Source organism: Microcoleus vaginatus PCC 9802 (genome assembly GCA_022701275.1).
Taxonomy (GTDB): Bacteria; Cyanobacteriota; Cyanobacteriia; order Cyanobacteriales; family Microcoleaceae; genus Microcoleus; species Microcoleus vaginatus_A.
Window position 1 is genome coordinate 4571739 of sequence record CP031740.1, and the last position, 16781, is coordinate 4588519.

Sequence of the window (16781 nt, forward strand, 5' to 3'; positions counted from 1 at the left end):
CCTAATTAACGCTACTTTTATGCAATACTTACTATTCCAAATTTCCTAAATGATAGGACGCAATTTCTAACCTCTTCATAACATTCTCTAGGCTAGTAAGATTGCGTACTTTTTGAGCTACTCCACTAAAATTATTATCTTCTATAAGTGATTTATAGCGTTCTCCCAGTTGTTCAAGATTATTAATCTTGCCTTGTTGTAACCTGCGGGCAGTAACTACCATTACAGCTTCAAAGTAAGTAGGTATGAATAATTTTTGAGGTTTAAAAGCTTTGTTACCAATACCTTTCTGGATCACTTCAATCGTTGGGATAAATGCGTTTATTATTTGTTCTTTTGATTGGCGGGCAAGGTGCCTATTTTGGCTCATGTATTGATTAAGAAATTCTTTTAGAGAAGGCTTATAATCGTTTCCATCGAAGTAAAAAGCCAGGAATCGTAAAATAAGTTCTTGATCTTTCCCGTTTTTGTCTGGGAGACCAAATATGTCACGCCACGCTGGGTTTTTATTTAGTTGCCCTAGCAAATTATTGAGTTCGCCGTGATAGATGCAAGCACGAATTTCCTGCGGTTTAAGGATAGTACCTCCGGTATTCAGCCTTTCAAAGATATAGTAAATACTACTTTCGTCGTTTGCATAAAGTGGCTCGACAACTGTAGCCGATACAACCGAGTCATCTAACTGGCGTCGGTATGCGTCTTTCAGTGATTTATATGTCTCCTTCTCAAATTCTGTATGAACCCCTTTCAGAGCAAACGAGTGCCGACTGTTGGGAAACTTGCCTTGATAGAAATATAAAAGGCTACGTAATCTTTGCTGACCATCAATCACCAGCAGTTTTTTTGTTTCTCGCTCTTTTGCTAAAAATATGCCGGGAACTGGAAGACCAAGCAAGAGTGATTCTATAAAACGCGATGCTTGTTTTGGTTTCCAGACATAAGCACGCTGGAACTCTGGAATAAATACGTCTTCGCTTTCCAGGCGTCTAACTAGACCCGCTACATCAAAATCAATTCGAGAAACTGCTATAGAAAATCTGGAGGGAATAATGTCCTCCTCATCTTCCCCGCTATCATCTTCCCCGCTATCGTGAATATCGTTTTCCTGTTCCTCATCCGCTAGATGCTTTGGGGGAGATGTCTCGCTGTTTGACTCAAATGTACTCATCTTGTAGCCTCCTTTCTGCCTGAGTTATTAGATATTATAGACCGATCGCTCCCCTCATCTATCTCTCAATATTAAGATTTCCTTAGTTGCTGCCGTGGCGCACAGAAATCGGTGATACAATCAACAGCTTAGCTAGGGGTGCCCGAATATCCGGGCTGAGAAAACACCCTTAGAACCTGAGTCTGGGTAATACCAGCGGAGGGAAGCTGTTTATCAAGGACATAAGATATGCGTACCGAATGGATCGCGAAGCGTCAGGGGCACACCAATGTATCTCAAATGCACTACGCCCGCCAAGGTGTAATTACTGAGGAAATGCACTTTGTTGCTAAGCGAGAGAATCTCCCGCCAGAACTTATCCGCGCCGAAGTAGCGCGGGGACGGATGATTATTCCCGCTAATATCAATCACACGAATTTAGAACCGATGGCGATCGGCATTGCGTCTAAATGCAAAGTCAATGCTAATATCGGTGCATCTCCCAACTCTTCCAATATGGAAGAAGAAGTTGACAAGCTTAAACTCGCCGTGAAATACGGCGCTGATACCGTGATGGACTTGTCCACCGGCGGCGGCAATTTGGATGAAATTCGCACTACAATTATCAAAGCTTCACCGGTGCCGATCGGTACTGTACCAATTTACCAAGCTATAGAAAGCGTTCACGGTAATATGGAAAGTCTGACCCCCAATGACTTTCTTCACATCATTGACAAACACGCTCAACAAGGTGTTGATTACCAAACTATTCACGCCGGAATTTTGATCGAGCATTTGCCGTTGGTAAAAAATCGGTTGACTGGAATTGTCTCTCGCGGCGGCGGCATTTTGGCGCGGTGGATGCTGCATCACCACAAACAAAATCCTCTCTACACTCACTTTAACGACATCATTGAAATCTTCAAAAAATACGATGTTTCGTTTAGTTTAGGAGATTCTCTGCGCCCCGGTTGCACTCACGATGCGTCGGATGAGGCTCAATTAGCTGAACTCAAAACTTTGGGACAATTAACTCGCAAAGCTTGGGAACATGATGTGCAGGTAATGGTGGAAGGGCCTGGTCACGTTCCGATGGATCAAATTGAGTTTAATGTCAAGAAACAAATGGAGGAATGTTCCGAAGCACCTTTCTATGTTTTGGGGCCGTTGGTGACAGATATTGCGCCTGGATACGACCACATTACCTCAGCAATTGGGGCCGCGATGGCTGGTTGGTACGGTACTGCAATGCTGTGTTACGTGACGCCGAAGGAACACTTAGGATTGCCGAATGCTGAGGATGTCCGAAACGGCCTGATTGCTTACAAAATCGCGGCTCACGCTGCAGATATTGCACGGGGTCGTCCGGGTGCGCGCGATCGCGATGATGAACTCTCGAAAGCGCGTTACAATTTCGATTGGAACCGTCAATTTGAGCTGTCATTAGATCCAGAACGGGCAAAGGAATATCACGACGAAACTTTGCCGGCGGATATCTACAAAACTGCTGAATTCTGTTCAATGTGTGGGCCTAAGTTCTGTCCGATGCAGACTAAGGTTGATGCCGATGCTTTGACGGAATTAGAGAAGTTTTTGGCTAAGGAACCTGTAGCCCAAAGCTAATTGGATTAATTCGTAGGGTGGGCATTGCCCACCTTACTTAATCGTAAAGCTGTTTCGTTTCTTGTGGGGCGGGCATCCTGCCCGCTCAAAAGTAGCGTGCTGATGGCGCACCTTACTTAAGGTGATATTAAAAGGAGTTTCCGAAAAGGAGAATTGCGATGTTCCCTGGCAGGTACTTTTTTCTTACCAAGGAATCCAGAATTTTATCGAGATGGGGATGAGCAAAAAAAGTAGTTATTTGCTCTTTAGTTAATAGCTTATCATCTGGGTCATGCCCAAATTCTTTATTTCGCCTTTTCAATATAAAACTCTTCATCTACTCAATTTCGTCTCAACTGCACTCGCCTCGCAAACCCAGTTCCCAAGAATGAAGAGAATTGCCACCGCGAGAGTCAATTAGCCGCCTACCCTGTACTGGTAAACTAACTGAGCGTCGGGATTGATTTCGCTGCTTAAGAGGCATTCCGTTTGCAGATTCAAGGAACGAGCGGCGGATTCAAACGCTAATCTCATGCCGCCTATTTCTGAGAATAAGTCAATAAAACGGATTTTTTTCAGAGCCATTTAGCCGGCGGTAAAAACTCATATTTTGTACTATTTTTCAATCGAGGCATAGCCTCTAGATATTTATTACCAGGCAGAGCCTGGTAACGAGAAATTTTCAATTCGTAGGGTGGGTTAACGCAGCGCCAGCCTAATGCACTATTTGAGCTAAGTAAAAGATTTACCTGGATATGTTAGCTTGCGCTGTATCTTGGCACGTTGAAAGAATGCGCCGATCGTTTGAGCTAATTGTGCGAATAGAATGCAGATTTGTTAGCTGAGTATTGACTTCAACTGTTTGAATTTTTCCGGCTGAGATTGCCTTCCCGGAGAGTGTATTTCCCTGAATTTTACCAGTGAAGCACGTAAAGTCCGATCGCGGGGCGTAGATTGCACCAACCACCCGATCGTTCTGGCGTTGAAACACAATGTAGTTTTGAAGAACTTGGTTGGGCTGTGGCGAATCTCCGTACAGGTAAATACCATCTGGCAAAGCAGCAACATTAGTCTTAGATGGATTTTGTTGTGCTTGAATCGGTTGTTGCTGAATCCCAACACCAATTAGTGTCAGAGGACAAATAAAGGCTGTTGCCAGTAGTTTCCATTTCCTTTTAATAGATGCAGGTAAAATCATTACTGCTTCTCCTTGCGCGTCATCTAACATCTTAAAACAGTCTTCTCTAGTTAATATCTCACTTAGGTTATAATTTCCCTCTGCTAAAATCAGTCGATTGGTAGAGATTATGAACCTGAAAGCTTGCACTTGTTTAGCACGGAAAACTTTATTTTCCATTGTCATCCAAGTACGTGAGCTGATTTTGATAAAATTAGAGCGGGCATAGTTTCTAATCCCACCCAATAAAAGACCGATTTACTCTAGCAATACCAAGTTTTTTTGCTCTATATTATTCACTTTTTCCGAGTATTCTACTCTTAATTTTTCTACCCGCACGGCGTCGCAGCTTGACGGCCTAGGAGCGTATTTTTTTTGTTATTCCCTGCCTTTTTAAGTCTCGACACATGGCACTAGGACTTACCCATTGCCCATAAATATTCCCCCAGCTCTTCGTAGCAGGGACTTTAATCACTACTATTGAGAAGTAGCGACTAAAGTTGCGCCTTTGTCCTATTTTGGGAGGCAGAAGCTAGGGTTATTTTTCTGATTCAGCGATGCGCGATCGCCATTCCTTAAGATCCTGAATGGTAAAAACTGTTTCAAAGTCCAATCCAACAGAGCGATAAAACTCCGCACCACCTTGCTCTCTGTCAATCAGCGACAACACGCGATCGACTTTATAACCCGCTCCCCGCAACCTTTCCACCGCCTGCATCGCCGACTTACCCGTCGTCACCACATCCTCCAAAACCGCCACATTCGTCCCCTCTGGCAACAGCGGCCCCTCAATGTACGCCATTGTCCCGTGTCCCTTCGTCTCCTTTCTGACAATGAGCGCCGGAATCGATCGACCTTCCAGAGCCGAAACCACACTCACCGCAGTTACAATCGGGTCAGCACCCAAAGTCAAACCGCCCACAGCTTGCACATCCGACGACAGCATCGACAACAACAAACGTCCTGTTGCCAAAGCACCTTCAGCGTGCAGCGTCACGGGTTTACAGTTAATGTAATAAGAACTTTTCTGCCCCGAAGACAGCACAAAATCGCCTTCGCGATAGGCAAACTCGCACAACAAATCTAGAAGCCGATCGCGCAACACCTTTAAATTCCCAGCATCCATAACTCACACCTTGTAAAAAACACAAATAATCCGTCGATAATCAGTTTATAGTGGAATCGGAATTAATTAAGGAGGCTGAAATATTATGAGTCAAAAGTTAAAAAGCCTGAGCGGCGCGTTGATTCTCGCTGTCGCCTCTGCCGCAATGGCATCCGTCAAACCAGCTCAAGCACAAACAGAGCGATTTCACCCAATTGCCGACGACTTCAACCGACAATTTTTTCAAGCTTCAGGAGACTTTTACCACAACGTTAGCTTGCAAGGTTACTTTGGCGACTATTTAGGCATCGGTTCCCCCAGCGGCGTCGTTGCCTTTCCCGAAAAAGAAATCGAGAGGGATGCCAGCCGCGTCAACGGCTTCTACCGACGAGTAATGCAGCGGCAAGTTTCCAGCGACCCGATTCTCCGCGTCCCAGATGCAGTTAATCCCTTCGATGCCTCAGTCATGGCACTACCTCCAGCTTGTCAGCTAGCACCTCAGCCAAGTGGCTGTTTCGCCACTCCCGCCGGACTCCAAGATCAGTTTACACTTCCAGCACAGCAGGAAGGTTCACAGACTGATCCAGGGCCCGTTAGAGGACTTTATCAAGTATCGCCCCCTGGCCAAAATTAATCGATCGACAGTTGCGAGTTTTGAGCCGAGGCGGGTTTACTAAATCTCGGATTTGTATGAGAGAGAAAGCCTCAACCCGCCCCAAAAACTCATGTTTTGGCAATCCTTTCGCTAAACGCGCAACTGACTTTTTTTTAACTATCGCGGTTATTTTACAGGACTAAATATTATCCAATATTTATGAAACCATGCTGCCGTCAGGCATGATTGTTCCTTTCAAAATAGCTTCGCCCAGATTAGCTCCCGCCAAGTTCGCTCCCCTGAGATTTGCCCCGGTCAAATTCGCCCCTCTCAAATCAGCTTTGCCGAGGTTTGCCCACCGGAAATCGGCAGCGCTCAACTCTGCAAAACAGAGATTTGCCCTGAAAAGATATGCTCCAGTGAAGTGAGCTTCCCCCAGGTTAGCTTTAGAGAAATTGGCTGCATAACAATGTGCTTCAATCAATTCGGCTTGAGGGAGATTTGCTTGACTGAGATTAGCACAGTTGAAGTTGGCGCCCATCGCATTAACTCGAAACATCACCGCACCGATTAAATTCGCATCTCCAAAATCGGTTTGTTGGAGATTGGCACCGCTAATGTCCGCCCCAATTAAATTAGCACCGCCCAAATCAGATCCTCTGAGGTCAGCCGCTTGGAGGTTGGTTCCAGTTAAATTAGCTTTAATTAAATTAGTTTCGAGCAGTTGCGCTCCGGCAAGATTTGCTAAACTGAGGTTGGATTCGGCGAGGTTTGCCGCAATTAATTTAGCCTTAAACAAATCTGCTTTAAAAAGGTTAGACCGCCAAAGATGTGCACCTCTGAGATTTGCTTCGGCGAGGTTAGCTTCGCCCAGATCCGGTTCTATATTTGGGTTGAGATTTCTCCATTCAATCCAACTAACTGCACCTTTTTTTAACAGCGCTAAATGCTGTGTGTTTGCCATAATTGCATCTCCTTTAACGGCTATTCCTTGCGACCCAAAATTGCTGGATGTTCTCGACCCGTCACGTTTTCCACCGCCGCAATTGCTGCCTGGGAACCTGCGATAATATCTCGTTCTGCGCCGCCGAGGTAAAGCCGTCCAAAACTGCCTACAGCCTGAACCTCTAAGATGTTAATAGATGCGCCTTTTTCTGCTTCATTGGCCGCCAGCGCTGCATAAGCAGCCGGTTCTACTTCTAAGACGTAAAGCGTTTGTCCCGCCAGCAGCAACTGTCCGCGGCGGGTGCGGTTGATTAATTGTGTTTGGTGGGGGTCAATGTTGCGAATAATTTGACTGGAAATCACTCGCGGTTTGATACCTTCTTCTCTGCGGACCCCCATGAATTCTAGAATTGCTTTGCCTGCGGCCCGCGTTTCCCCCTGCTGGCCCGAGTGTACTTCCAGAAGGCCGTACAAGCGTTCGACTATCTGCACTCCCGGGCGCACGGAGGCAGATTTGAGGGCGACATCAGTAATTCGGTTAATTTCGATACCGGGGGAGATTTCTATCCACAGCGACGCATCCCCCGGCAGCGGCAAGAATCCGGCGGCGATGGTGCCGATGTATGCTGCGTGCTGTGGCTGCAAGTTGTCTAGAAATACGTAGCTGCGTAACTCTATTCCCAAAAGTTTTGATCTCCGTCGATCGAGTTCCAGCACTTGTCTGTGCAATATCTGAGTTTACCTTTTTTTGTCCACCACACCTTGTCTATTGTCGGGACTACCGCACTGCCTCACAACCTAGTGAGGTGCCAGATGCGCGCTTTCTAGTGCCGGAGTGCCTCCGCGAGCAATCTTTAATTTTGTGCGCCTGTTAAAAATTTGATATCAATCTGTAGTTATACGTGGAACATAACAATGTTTACTGCTAGAGGTGGATTTAACTTGGATAGCCGATCGATATAGTGATGATAGTTAAAGATTTTAGCCAACAGAGAGCATTTGAAGTATGAAACGTTCTGATTTATCCAAAGCAATCGGTGCAGGTATTATAGCTGCTGGTTTAGCCCTAGCACCAGCTCATCTCCCTGCTTCAGCTCAGACAGATACAACTGGCGGTACAACTTCGGGTACTAACACCACTACCACCACCACAACTCCTGGTTCCGATGTCTCCAATGCTGAAACCGATCGCGATTTTGATTGGGGATGGTTGGGATTGCTCGGCTTGTCTGGCTTGTTGGGTTTGATTCCCAAAAAACGCGAAGAAAATGTCCGCTATACCACTACAACAGGCGATCGCGAGCCCGCTGCGCGCACTGACTACCGTTAAGAATTGAGTCTTAGTGCTGTGGCCATTATGCAGGGACAGGATGTTTTAACCTGTCCGCCGATCGATATAGTTTTGATAGTTAAAGATTTTAGCCAACAGAGAGGAGTTGAATTATGAAACGTTCTGATTTATCCAAAGCAATCGGTGCAGGTATTATAGCTGCTGGTTTAGCCCTAGCACCTGCTCATCTCCCTGCTTCAGCTCAGACAGATACAACTGGCGGTACAACTTCCGGTACTAACAGCACTACAACCACCACCACTCCTGGCTCCGATGTCTACAATGCTGAAACCGATCGCGATTTTGATTGGGGATGGTTGGGATTGCTAGGCTTGTCTGGTTTGTTGGGTTTGATTCCCCGCAAACGCGAAGAAAATGTCCGCTCTACCACTACAACGAGCGATCGCGAGCCCGCTGCGCGCACTGACTACCGCTAAGAATTGAGTCTTAGTGCTGTGGGCATTATGCAGGGACAGGATGTTTTAACCTGTCCGACGATCACGAATAATCATCAAAAAACCTCCATCGGTGAGGTTTTTTTGTTTGAGATGATGCGCGATCGAGCGAGGATTAAATTGGTTACATCTGACCTATTGCACCATTTTGATGAACAGGCTTTCCGCCCTGTTCCACAAAGAGTGAATTTTCTCGTGGGCCATTGCTCCTAGCCAGTCAATAAAATCATTATTGAGCATGGTGCAATATTTCAGATATAACCGGACTTGAGATTATTAACTTCTTCCCTTCTTCTTCGCTTCTTCCTTCGCGTTCTTTGCGTCTTCACGGTTCATTAAATAAAGACTTTTCCTACACAAAAAAACCTTAAAAAATATTTTCGCCAGAACGATCGAGTACCTCCCAAATCGCCTGCACCAACTTGTCGGGGTCTAAGGGCTTACAAATGTGCCGCTGGAACCCCGCAGCCATGGCCTGCTGATAGTCAATTTCTCCAGCATAAGCTGTGAGGGCGATCGCGGGAACCCGTCCCCCTTGGTCTGGCCCTAGATCCCGAACCTGCCGCAGCAACATATAACCGTCGGTGTCGGGCATTCCAATATCGCTCAACAGCAAATCCGGCACAGACTCAGTTAAAACCGCCAAGGCATCGGAGGCGTTAGCAACTGCTGTAACACTTGCCCCACAATCCTCAAGCAGAAAAACCACCAAATCTCGCGCATCGGCATCATCATCCACCGCTAACACGCTGATACCGTTCAAATTGAAGGATTGGTCCGGGGACGCAGTTCCCGCAGGAGTGGTCTGAGATTGGATGGGCATCAGAGGTATCCTGACGGTCAAGGTTGCACCTTTTCCTTCGCCGGGACTGTCTGATTTCACCGTGCCGCCGTGGAGTTCGACGAGATGGCGGACGATCGCCAATCCTAAACCCAATCCGCCAAACTTGCGCGTCATCGTGCTGTCAGCTTGCCGGAAGTAGTCGAATACATAGGGCAGAAAATCAGGTTCGATACCTTTTCCAGTATCAGTTACAGTAATTTGGGCGTTCGTGTCCACCCGATCGAGAACGACTTGGATTTTGCCTCCTGGCGGGGTGAACTTGACGGCATTTGACAGCAAATTCCAGACTACCTGCTGAAGTTTGCCCGCATCGCCCAACACCGGGCCGAGATTCGGTGCAAATTGAGTGCTGATTTGAATCGACTTGACTTCGGCCGCCAGACGCACCGTTTCAATAGCAGCGCCGATCACCCCAGCTAAATCCACAGGTGCAATATTCAAGCTGACCTTGCCTTGCAGAATCCCCGACACATCGAGCAAATCTTCGATAAGCTGGGTTTGCAGTTTGGCGTTGCGCTCGATCGTCTCTAAGGCATAACGTTGCTTTTCCGGTGTCAGAACGTTCGATCGCAGCAGCTTCGTCCAGCCCAGAATCGGGTTTAAGGGAGTCCGCAATTCGTGGGACAAAACAGCCAAAAATTCGTCTTTGACGCGGTTAGCCTGTTCTGCTTCTTCCCGCGCCTCCTTTTCCCGCGCTAGAAGGCGTTCCCGTTCGGCTTCTGCAACTTTGCGATCGGTAATGTCAGTGTTGGTGCCACACCAACGCAGCAGCTTGTTTTGCTCGTCGCGAATCGGCACGGCGCGGGAGAGAAACCAGCGGTAAGATCCGTCTGTGCCGCGCAAGGGGAAAGTATCTTCCCAGGCTTCGCCTGTTTCAATGCAGCGCCTAAATTTTTCGACAACGCGATCGACGTGTTCCGGGTGGTGCACCTGCTGCCAGCCCCAGCCCTGCATGTCCTCTAGGGTGGTGCCAGTGTAGTCAAACCACCGCTGGTTGTACCAGAAAATCCAGCCGGTTTCATCTGTCATCCAGGCCAACTGAGCGATGTTGTCAGCTAGAGCGCGGAACCGAGCCTCGCTTTCGTGCAGATCGTGCAGGGCTCGCGCGTGCAGGATCACCGTCCAGAGGCGCGCCACCACTTCTTGCATCAGCCAAACTTCATCGGCCCGCCAGTGCCGAACCACCTTTGATGTCACCACCAAAAGAGCCACCCAGCGCCCTTCCTGAAGGCAGGGAACATCGACCAAAGCGCGAATCGACACGGCACCGTAGTTATCGACCAAATGCGTTGTATGGGGGTGATTAGCGATATCTGAGATGACAACTGTTTGACCTGCGATAGAGAGAGCTTTCAGTTCTGGCGTCTTAAAGTCTGAGATTTGATAGGTGCCGACGACGCTGGCAAGGTCGGACTGATGCCAGTCTTGCTGGACAATTACTAGGTCGGCTTCTAGATCGATTTCGTGCCACACGCAGCGATCGACCTTTAAATATTCTCCTAAACTTTTCATCGCTTCCCACAACATTTCTGCGGGGTTAGAGCGCTGTCGCAAGCGGACTTCGAGATCTGCGAGAAACTGCTCGTTGAGTTGGGCTTGTTTGCGATCGTGAATATCGGTATTCGTGCCGATCCACTCGACAACCTGGCCGCCTGCGTCGCGAATTGGCACGGCGCGGGACAAATGCCAGCGTTCCATTTGGTCTGCTGCCCGCCGCAGGCGCAGCTCAAGTTGATAAACTTCTCCGGTGATTAGACATTTTTCCCAGCGGGCCCAAGATTCTGCCAAATCCGAGGGCGGGACTAGAGATTCCCAGTTGTTTTGAGAGGCTTCCTGGTAAGACATTCCCAGATATTCCGACCACTTTTGTTGATTGGTAAAACGAATTCCCCCGGCGGAGTCTACGTTCCAAATCAGGTGGGGCAGGGACTCAGCCAGGAAGCGGAAGCGGCGATCGCTTTCTGCTAAGCTTTCTTCTGCTCGTTTGCGATCGTCAATATCAATGCCGATCCCGGCCCATTGCACCACCTGGCCCCCCCTGTCTTTGACGGGCACAAGTCGCGCTAGATGCCAGCGGTAAGTACCATCAAAGCTGCGTACCCGACACTCGAATTCGTAGGCTTCCCCTGCTTCAATAGCCTTGGTGCGCGTGCCGACAACTGCTGGCACATCCTCAGGATGAAATAATTGCAGCACCGGCGCAGCCCGCGGCAATTCTGGCATCATCCCCGTGTAGCTTTTCCAGTGTTGGTTGCAAAACTCTAACCTGCCGTCGGCGGTGTTGATCCACATTAATTCCGGGACGCCATCGGCGAGAGTGCGGTAGAGATTTTCGCTTTGCCGCAGTGCTTCTTCTATTTGCCGGCGCTCGGTTTTGTCCTGCATGATTTTCAGGAAACCTTGCACCTCGCCGGCTGCGTCGCGCAGGGGCATCACCAGTCCCGCTGCCCCAAAAGCGGCTGCCGTCTTTGCGGACGTGCCAGCGCTCGTTTACTGCCTTTCCCTGAGTCAGGGCGATGTGCATTTCTAGTTCCGGCTTTCCGGCTGCAGAGTCTTCTGGGGTGAAGATGAGTCGTCCGTGCTGCCCGACGATTTCAGATTCGGTATAGCCCAGCACTCTCTCCGCGCCTGCGTTCCAACTGGTAACGTGTCCGTCGAGGTCCTGGGTGAAGATGGCGTAGTCTTTGGCGCTGTCGAGAATCAACTCCAGGTGGGTTTCACGATCGCGCAGTGCAGCTTCTGCTTGTTTGCGCTGGGTAATGTTACTGGTGAAGCCTACTATTTTGGTCACTTCACCTTGCTGGTTGCGGATCAAACAGCCGCGCTCCCAAACATCGATCCAGCGCCCGTCTTCGTGCCGGACTCGGTACTCGACTTGGTAGCGATCGCCAGTAGTCAAGAGTGATTCCCGCGTGGGCTGGAGGCGCGCCACATCGGCGGGATGGATGCGTTCTCTCCACCACTCTGGTGTTGTCGGTGCATCGTCTGGGCGGACACCGACGATCGAGGACAGTCCCTCGGAACGGTAAACGGAGTTTGCTGCCAAATCCCACTCAAACACCAGGCCGTCGATCGCCGTTGTAGCTAATTGGAAACGGTTGTAGCTTTCTTGCAAGGCGAGTTCGGCCATTTTGCGATCGGTAATTTCCTGTACCACGATATGAATCCCGACAATCTCTCCGCCCCTGTCTCTGAGCGGCCACCAATTGTGGAGCCAAGTGCGAACCACAGTGGGTTGATCCCTGGTTGCACCGGTGAGTTCAAAATTCCGGATCGGTTGTCCGGTATCTAGAAGGTGGCCCAACAAAGGTTCGGCTGTGTCTGCCCACTCGGGGACAATTTCGCGCAGGGTGCGGCCGGTGTGCATTTCTAGGGCCAGGCCGTTCATTTGGGCAAACCGCTGGTTGATCCGCACGAACCGCAAATCTGTGTCTAAAACGGCCAAACCCACGGGAGTTGTTTGGTAGAGCGACTCTATCTCTAGAAGTTGACGGCGCACGGTTTGCTCGCTCTCTTGCAGCGCGAGTTCTGCCTTTTTGCGATCGGTAGCATCAAATAATACTCCGATAAACCGCACTGCTTCCCCTGCGGCGTCGTAGAGATAGCGCCCGAACGCGCTCAACCAGCGGATTTCTCCGTTGTCTGCCCGGATGATCCGGTATTCGGGCGAGTAGAGCGATCTCGTTTGTCGAGCTGTTTTGGCTGCTTGCATGACTTGCTTTAAGTCGTCTGGATGCACGCAGTTTTCCCACACAGTCGCGCTTGCTTCGCCGGGTATCGGTTCGCAGCCCAAAATGCTGAAATGGGTCGCCGACCAAATTACTCGATGTGTTCGCACGTCAAAATCCCAGGTTGCCATGCCTGAGCCTTCGATGGCGACGCTCAAACGTTCTTCGCTTTGTTTCAAGGCAATTTCAGTTTGTTTGCGCTCGCTGATATCTGTCAGGGAACCTACGGCCCGCAGGGGATTGCCTGACTCGTCCCAAATTACTCGCCCTCTGGCTAAAACCCATTTGTAGCGCCCGTCCCGACTGCGAACGCGGTACTCGCAGCAGTAATGTGAGGTTTCTCGATGCAAGTGCTGCTGCCAAGTGCTTTGCATTATCTCCAAATCATCGGGATGAATGTAGCTCAAAAATTGGCTGAAGTCCTTGACTTCTTCGGGCCCACGTTCCAAAATCTCTAAACAGCGATCGCTCAGGATCTGGCAATTTGTTTGCAGGTTGCAATCCCAAATCCCGTCGTTGTTGCCCTGCAAGGCTAGCTGCCAGCGTTCTTCGCTTTCTCGCAAAGCTTCTTTGGTTTGATTGGCGCGATCGATTTGTACGCCGGCAACGGCAAAGTCTGCTAGGGCGACCGCGATCTCCAAGTCTTCGGCATCGAATTGGCGATCGGAATCGTGAGATACAATCCATATTGCCCCCAGCGGTTGATTTTCTGCTTGCAGTGGCACGACTAACGCTTCGGCGATCGGCAATTCTAGCTGCTGTAAGTCGGTGAAGTATTGTTCTGGAGCGAAGTAAAGTTGCGGAGTTTGGTGCTCGATCGGCATTCCCGACAAACGCAATTTGCGGGGTGTGTTTCTATGTTCTGCTGCTTCCCACGCTCCCGCCAAGGCTTCCCAGCGAAATATTTGTTCGGAAGTTGCATTTTCTTCTAGCAAGCAGACTCCGACGCTTCCTGCGTCGCACAAATCTTTAGCGATCGCAACCAGTGTTTTGAGCAGCCTGTCGGGTGAGGTTGCCAATTGTCTAGCCAGCGTTTGCAGCGCTCGGTTTTCTGCTTTTTGATCGTGCGATCGAGGGATGCGGCGAGACAGTTCATCGGCGATCGGAATGTCGGTTAAATTAGTTGGTGGGGTTTGCCAAGCTTCCATCAATTAGTCGTCTCTACGTCTTTCGGTCTGAGCTGGCGAGCGTATATCAGCGCCCTGTTGAATCATCTGCTATAAATTATAGCATCTACCGAGAGACCGAATTAGGTATCTATCTTGGGAATTACTTTTTAGTTGTCAGGTTAGTTGATTGCCTTGGTTGCTTTTACTCTTGTCGCTACCTTATGCACAATTTTATTCCAGAATCGCGTTTTTTTCCATATCTAACTTGGACAGAAATTCAGTCTATGCCGGATAAGGAAAATACTGTGATCATTCTGCCGCTAGGTGCGCTCGAACAGCACGGCCCCCATTTGCCTTTAATTGTAGATGCGGCAATTAGCGCGGCGGTGACAGGCAAAGCGCTGGCAAAGTTAGAGGCAAATATTCCCGCGTATGCTTTGCCGCCTTTGTACTATGGCAAGTCGAACGAACACTGCCATTTCCCCGGTACAATTATGCTCAGTGCTCAGACACTTTTAGCAGTAATCAGTGAAATTGCTGACAGTATTTATCAGGCTGGATTTCGTAAATTAGTGTTAATGAATGCTCACGGCGGACAGCCGCAGGTGATGGAAATTGCGGCGCGCGATATTCATCAAAAATATCAAGATTTTTCGGTTTTTCCGCTGTTTGTTTGGCGGGTTCCGAATGTAGCTGCTGAATTATTAACTGCGAAGGAGTTGGAGTTTGGGATTCACGCGGGTGATGCAGAAACGAGTTTGATGTTGGCAATTTTGCCGTCGCAGGTAAACATGGAACTGGCTGTTACAGAATATCCGAAAAATTTGCCGATCGACAGTTTGCTGAGTATGGAAGGCAATTTGCCTTTTGCTTGGCTGACGCGAGAGTTGACGGAAAGCGGTGTGTTGGGCGATGCGACGGCGGCAACGAAAGAAAAGGGATCTCGTATTCTCGAATCTCTCTCTGACGGCTGGGCACAAGTTATCAAAGATGTTTACAAATTTCGACAGCCGGGAAGTAATTAAAAATTAAGAATTAAAAATCAAAATTTGTTCTAATCCGTGTCAAAATGAGTCTAAGAAATTTTTTGAGTTGGAAAACTAACGATGAGTGTAAATTCTAAATTGCAGCGCGCTTTTGAGCAAGGTCGCGCCCTGAAAATTATCAGCGGTTTAAATAATTTTGATGCCGCAAACGTTGCGGCTGTCGTCAAAGCAGCGGATCTCGGCGGTGCTTCCTTTGTCGATATTGCTGCGGATCAAGATTTGGTGTTGATGGCAAAACAATTGACAAATTTGCCAATTTGTGTATCGGCTGTGGAACCGGAAAAGTTTGTGCCTGCGGTAGAAGCTGGCGCTGATTTGATTGAAATTGGCAACTTTGATGCTTTCTACGCAGTCGGTCGCCGCTTTGAAGCTGAGGAAGTTTTGCAGTTGACTCGCGAAACTCGATCGCTATTTCCCAACATCACTCTTTCTGTGACAGTTCCCCACATTTTGGCACTCGACAAACAAGTGCAGTTAGCAATTGAATTAGTCAAAGCTGGGGCTAATATCATCCAAACCGAAGGTGGTACCAGCGCTCAACCAATTCACGCCGGCACATTGGGATTAATCGAAAAAGCAGCGCCTACTTTGGCCGCAGCCTTTGAAATTTCCCGCGCCGTATCCGTCCCCGTACTCTGCGCTTCCGGTATCTCCAGCGTCACCGCACCCCTCGCTATTGGAGCTGGTGCTGCGGGCGTTGGTGTCGGTTCTGCTGTCAGCCAACTTAATAGCGAAGTGGCGATGATTGCGGCTGTTCGCAGTTTGGTTGAAGCTTTGGCTTTGGTTTCGCGATCGCACTTACCAGCTTCCATTTAATTAAGAAGGAAGAAGGAAGAAGGAAGAAGGAAGAAGGAAGAAGGAAGAAGGAAGAAGGAAGAAGGAAGATTTTTCCCATCTCCCACTCTCCCCTTCTCCCGCTCTTCCCCTCTTCCCCTCCCCCACTTTTCCACTTTTCCTTAATAATTGATAAACCACACGGCATAATCATCTAATAACTGATTGTTTCGGGAGATTACATCAACTGATTCTAACTCTGATAAAGGCAACATAAACTTTTGGCGATCGCCGATGCGCTGCACTTCCACAAATATGCCTTCTTCCTGAACCACCAAATCCTCCAACCGATTAATTGTGAATCTATCAGTATAAGAAGGTTGAGTTTTTTTGAGCCTTGCATATTCTTTTTTACTGCCGGAACCCATTGTATATTCTTCTTCCCATTCAAACTCTTCAATGCCGGTAACGTGGCAGGGTAGTTGAATATTTTGCTTGATGTAATCTAGATATTTGACTAAATTTTTTAGGTTGAAATCAATATTTTTAGACCCCAAAATCTTGCTAATTTTAGTTTCAAATTGCTTGATATTAAAGGGGATATTTTTCTCGATATGCGCTAACATTTCTGGATCGAACCCCGATCTCAATTCCGTAACTTCCGCCAGCAGGCGCTGGAAGTCGTTTAGCGGTTTCGGTCTTCTGCCTGCTACAATGGTTTCATCAAGCTGAACTGGAGGAAGTTCGGATTGTGAAGGAAGGGATTGGCTTTGATCGGGGCGATCGTCCACTTTAGACTTGTTAACTTTAGACTTGTTAACTTTAGGCTGGTTAAGTTTAGGCATCGCTCGGTCTCGCTGGCTCGGTTTATCAATAAAGTATATCTTGGCAGAAGTACATTCGTGTCTGATAGGAGGAAGCTAT

At 48.4% G+C, this 16781-nt stretch carries 12 protein-coding genes, 2 pseudogenes and 1 riboswitch; of the genes and pseudogenes, 6 read left to right on the forward strand and 8 right to left on the reverse strand.

Going from position 1 to position 16781, the window contains the following annotated elements; all coding sequences use genetic code 11:
• Positions 1 to 31: 31 nt before the first annotated feature.
• Positions 32 to 1168 carry a DUF262 domain-containing protein gene (locus D0A34_18600; protein UNU20625.1) on the reverse strand — a complete coding sequence of 379 codons (1137 nt, stop codon included), beginning with the start codon at positions 1166 to 1168 and terminating at the stop codon, positions 32 to 34.
• Between the two features lie 124 nt (positions 1169 to 1292).
• Positions 1293 to 1389, forward strand: a riboswitch (TPP riboswitch).
• 7 nt (positions 1390 to 1396) lie between these two features.
• Here D0A34_18600 and D0A34_18605 point away from each other — a divergent pair.
• A complete protein-coding gene (locus D0A34_18605) occupies positions 1397 to 2770 on the forward strand; it encodes a phosphomethylpyrimidine synthase (protein ID UNU20626.1) in 1374 nt (457 codons plus the stop codon).
• A 169-nt stretch (positions 2771 to 2939) separates the two neighbouring features.
• Here D0A34_18605 and D0A34_18610 read toward each other — a convergent pair.
• The 3 genes and pseudogenes from D0A34_18610 to D0A34_18620 form a co-directional block, all read right to left on the reverse strand.
• A pseudogene (locus tag D0A34_18610) lies at positions 2940 to 3328 on the reverse strand (hypothetical protein).
• A gap of 166 nt (positions 3329 to 3494) precedes the next feature.
• Positions 3495 to 4172 (reverse strand): hypothetical protein, encoded by a 678-nt coding sequence (locus D0A34_18615; GenBank protein UNU20627.1) that lies wholly within the window; start codon positions 4170 to 4172, stop codon positions 3495 to 3497.
• Positions 4173 to 4464: 292 nt separating this feature from the next.
• On the reverse strand, positions 4465 to 5052 hold the full coding sequence (locus tag D0A34_18620; protein UNU20628.1) for an orotate phosphoribosyltransferase: 588 nt from the start codon (positions 5050 to 5052) through the stop codon (positions 4465 to 4467).
• 85 nt (positions 5053 to 5137) lie between these two features.
• Here D0A34_18620 and D0A34_18625 point away from each other — a divergent pair, with 85 nt between their 5' ends.
• On the forward strand, positions 5138 to 5665 hold the full coding sequence (locus tag D0A34_18625) for a hypothetical protein (protein ID UNU20629.1): 528 nt from the start codon (positions 5138 to 5140) through the stop codon (positions 5663 to 5665).
• A 178-nt stretch (positions 5666 to 5843) separates the two neighbouring features.
• Here D0A34_18625 and D0A34_18630 read toward each other — a convergent pair whose 3' ends face one another.
• Together D0A34_18630 and D0A34_18635 are read right to left on the reverse strand one after the other, a co-directional pair.
• A complete protein-coding gene (locus D0A34_18630) occupies positions 5844 to 6590 on the reverse strand; it encodes a pentapeptide repeat-containing protein (protein UNU20630.1) in 747 nt (248 codons plus the stop codon).
• A 20-nt stretch (positions 6591 to 6610) separates the two neighbouring features.
• Positions 6611 to 7255 carry a BMC domain-containing protein gene (locus tag D0A34_18635; GenBank protein UNU22366.1) on the reverse strand — a complete coding sequence of 215 codons (645 nt, stop codon included), beginning with the start codon at positions 7253 to 7255 and terminating at the stop codon, positions 6611 to 6613.
• A gap of 322 nt (positions 7256 to 7577) precedes the next feature.
• On the opposite strand from D0A34_18635, the gene D0A34_18640 reads away from it, so the two are divergent.
• Together D0A34_18640 and D0A34_18645 are read left to right on the forward strand one after the other, a co-directional pair.
• A complete protein-coding gene (locus D0A34_18640) occupies positions 7578 to 7901 on the forward strand; it encodes a hypothetical protein (GenBank protein UNU20631.1) in 324 nt (107 codons plus the stop codon).
• Positions 7902 to 8014: 113 nt separating this feature from the next.
• Positions 8015 to 8338, forward strand: a complete 324-nt coding sequence (locus D0A34_18645) for a hypothetical protein (GenBank protein ID UNU20632.1) — start codon at positions 8015 to 8017, stop codon at positions 8336 to 8338.
• 385 nt (positions 8339 to 8723) lie between these two features.
• Here the strand turns inward: D0A34_18645 and D0A34_18650 are convergent.
• Positions 8724 to 14076 (reverse strand): annotated as a pseudogene (locus tag D0A34_18650) (PAS domain S-box protein).
• A 182-nt stretch (positions 14077 to 14258) separates the two neighbouring features.
• Between D0A34_18650 and D0A34_18655 the strand changes: the two are divergent.
• Both D0A34_18655 and D0A34_18660 read left to right on the forward strand, forming a co-directional pair.
• Positions 14259 to 15062 (forward strand): creatininase family protein, encoded by an 804-nt coding sequence (locus D0A34_18655; GenBank protein ID UNU20633.1) that lies wholly within the window; start codon positions 14259 to 14261, stop codon positions 15060 to 15062.
• 81 nt (positions 15063 to 15143) lie between these two features.
• On the forward strand, positions 15144 to 15899 hold the full coding sequence (locus tag D0A34_18660) for a DUF561 domain-containing protein (protein ID UNU20634.1): 756 nt from the start codon (positions 15144 to 15146) through the stop codon (positions 15897 to 15899).
• 140 nt (positions 15900 to 16039) lie between these two features.
• Here the strand turns inward: D0A34_18660 and D0A34_18665 are convergent, their stop codons facing one another.
• Positions 16040 to 16702 carry a hypothetical protein gene (locus D0A34_18665; protein ID UNU20635.1) on the reverse strand — a complete coding sequence of 221 codons (663 nt, stop codon included), beginning with the start codon at positions 16700 to 16702 and terminating at the stop codon, positions 16040 to 16042.
• Between the last annotated feature and the right edge of the window lie 79 nt (positions 16703 to 16781).

Coding starts and splice junctions, on each gene's coding strand:
- D0A34_18620 (UNU20628.1), bottom strand. CDS start 5,052: ATGGATGCTGGGAATTTAAAGGTGTTGCGCGATCGGCTTCTAGATTTG.
- D0A34_18605 (UNU20626.1), top strand. CDS start 1,397: ATGCGTACCGAATGGATCGCGAAGCGTCAGGGGCACACCAATGTATCT.
- D0A34_18625 (UNU20629.1), top strand. CDS start 5,138: ATGAGTCAAAAGTTAAAAAGCCTGAGCGGCGCGTTGATTCTCGCTGTC.
- D0A34_18665 (UNU20635.1), bottom strand. CDS start 16,702: ATGCCTAAACTTAACCAGCCTAAAGTTAACAAGTCTAAAGTTAACAAG.
- D0A34_18640 (UNU20631.1), top strand. CDS start 7,578: ATGAAACGTTCTGATTTATCCAAAGCAATCGGTGCAGGTATTATAGCT.
- D0A34_18655 (UNU20633.1), top strand. CDS start 14,259: ATGCACAATTTTATTCCAGAATCGCGTTTTTTTCCATATCTAACTTGG.
- D0A34_18630 (UNU20630.1), bottom strand. CDS start 6,590: ATGGCAAACACACAGCATTTAGCGCTGTTAAAAAAAGGTGCAGTTAGT.
- D0A34_18600 (UNU20625.1), bottom strand. CDS start 1,168: ATGAGTACATTTGAGTCAAACAGCGAGACATCTCCCCCAAAGCATCTA.
- D0A34_18660 (UNU20634.1), top strand. CDS start 15,144: ATGAGTGTAAATTCTAAATTGCAGCGCGCTTTTGAGCAAGGTCGCGCC.
- D0A34_18645 (UNU20632.1), top strand. CDS start 8,015: ATGAAACGTTCTGATTTATCCAAAGCAATCGGTGCAGGTATTATAGCT.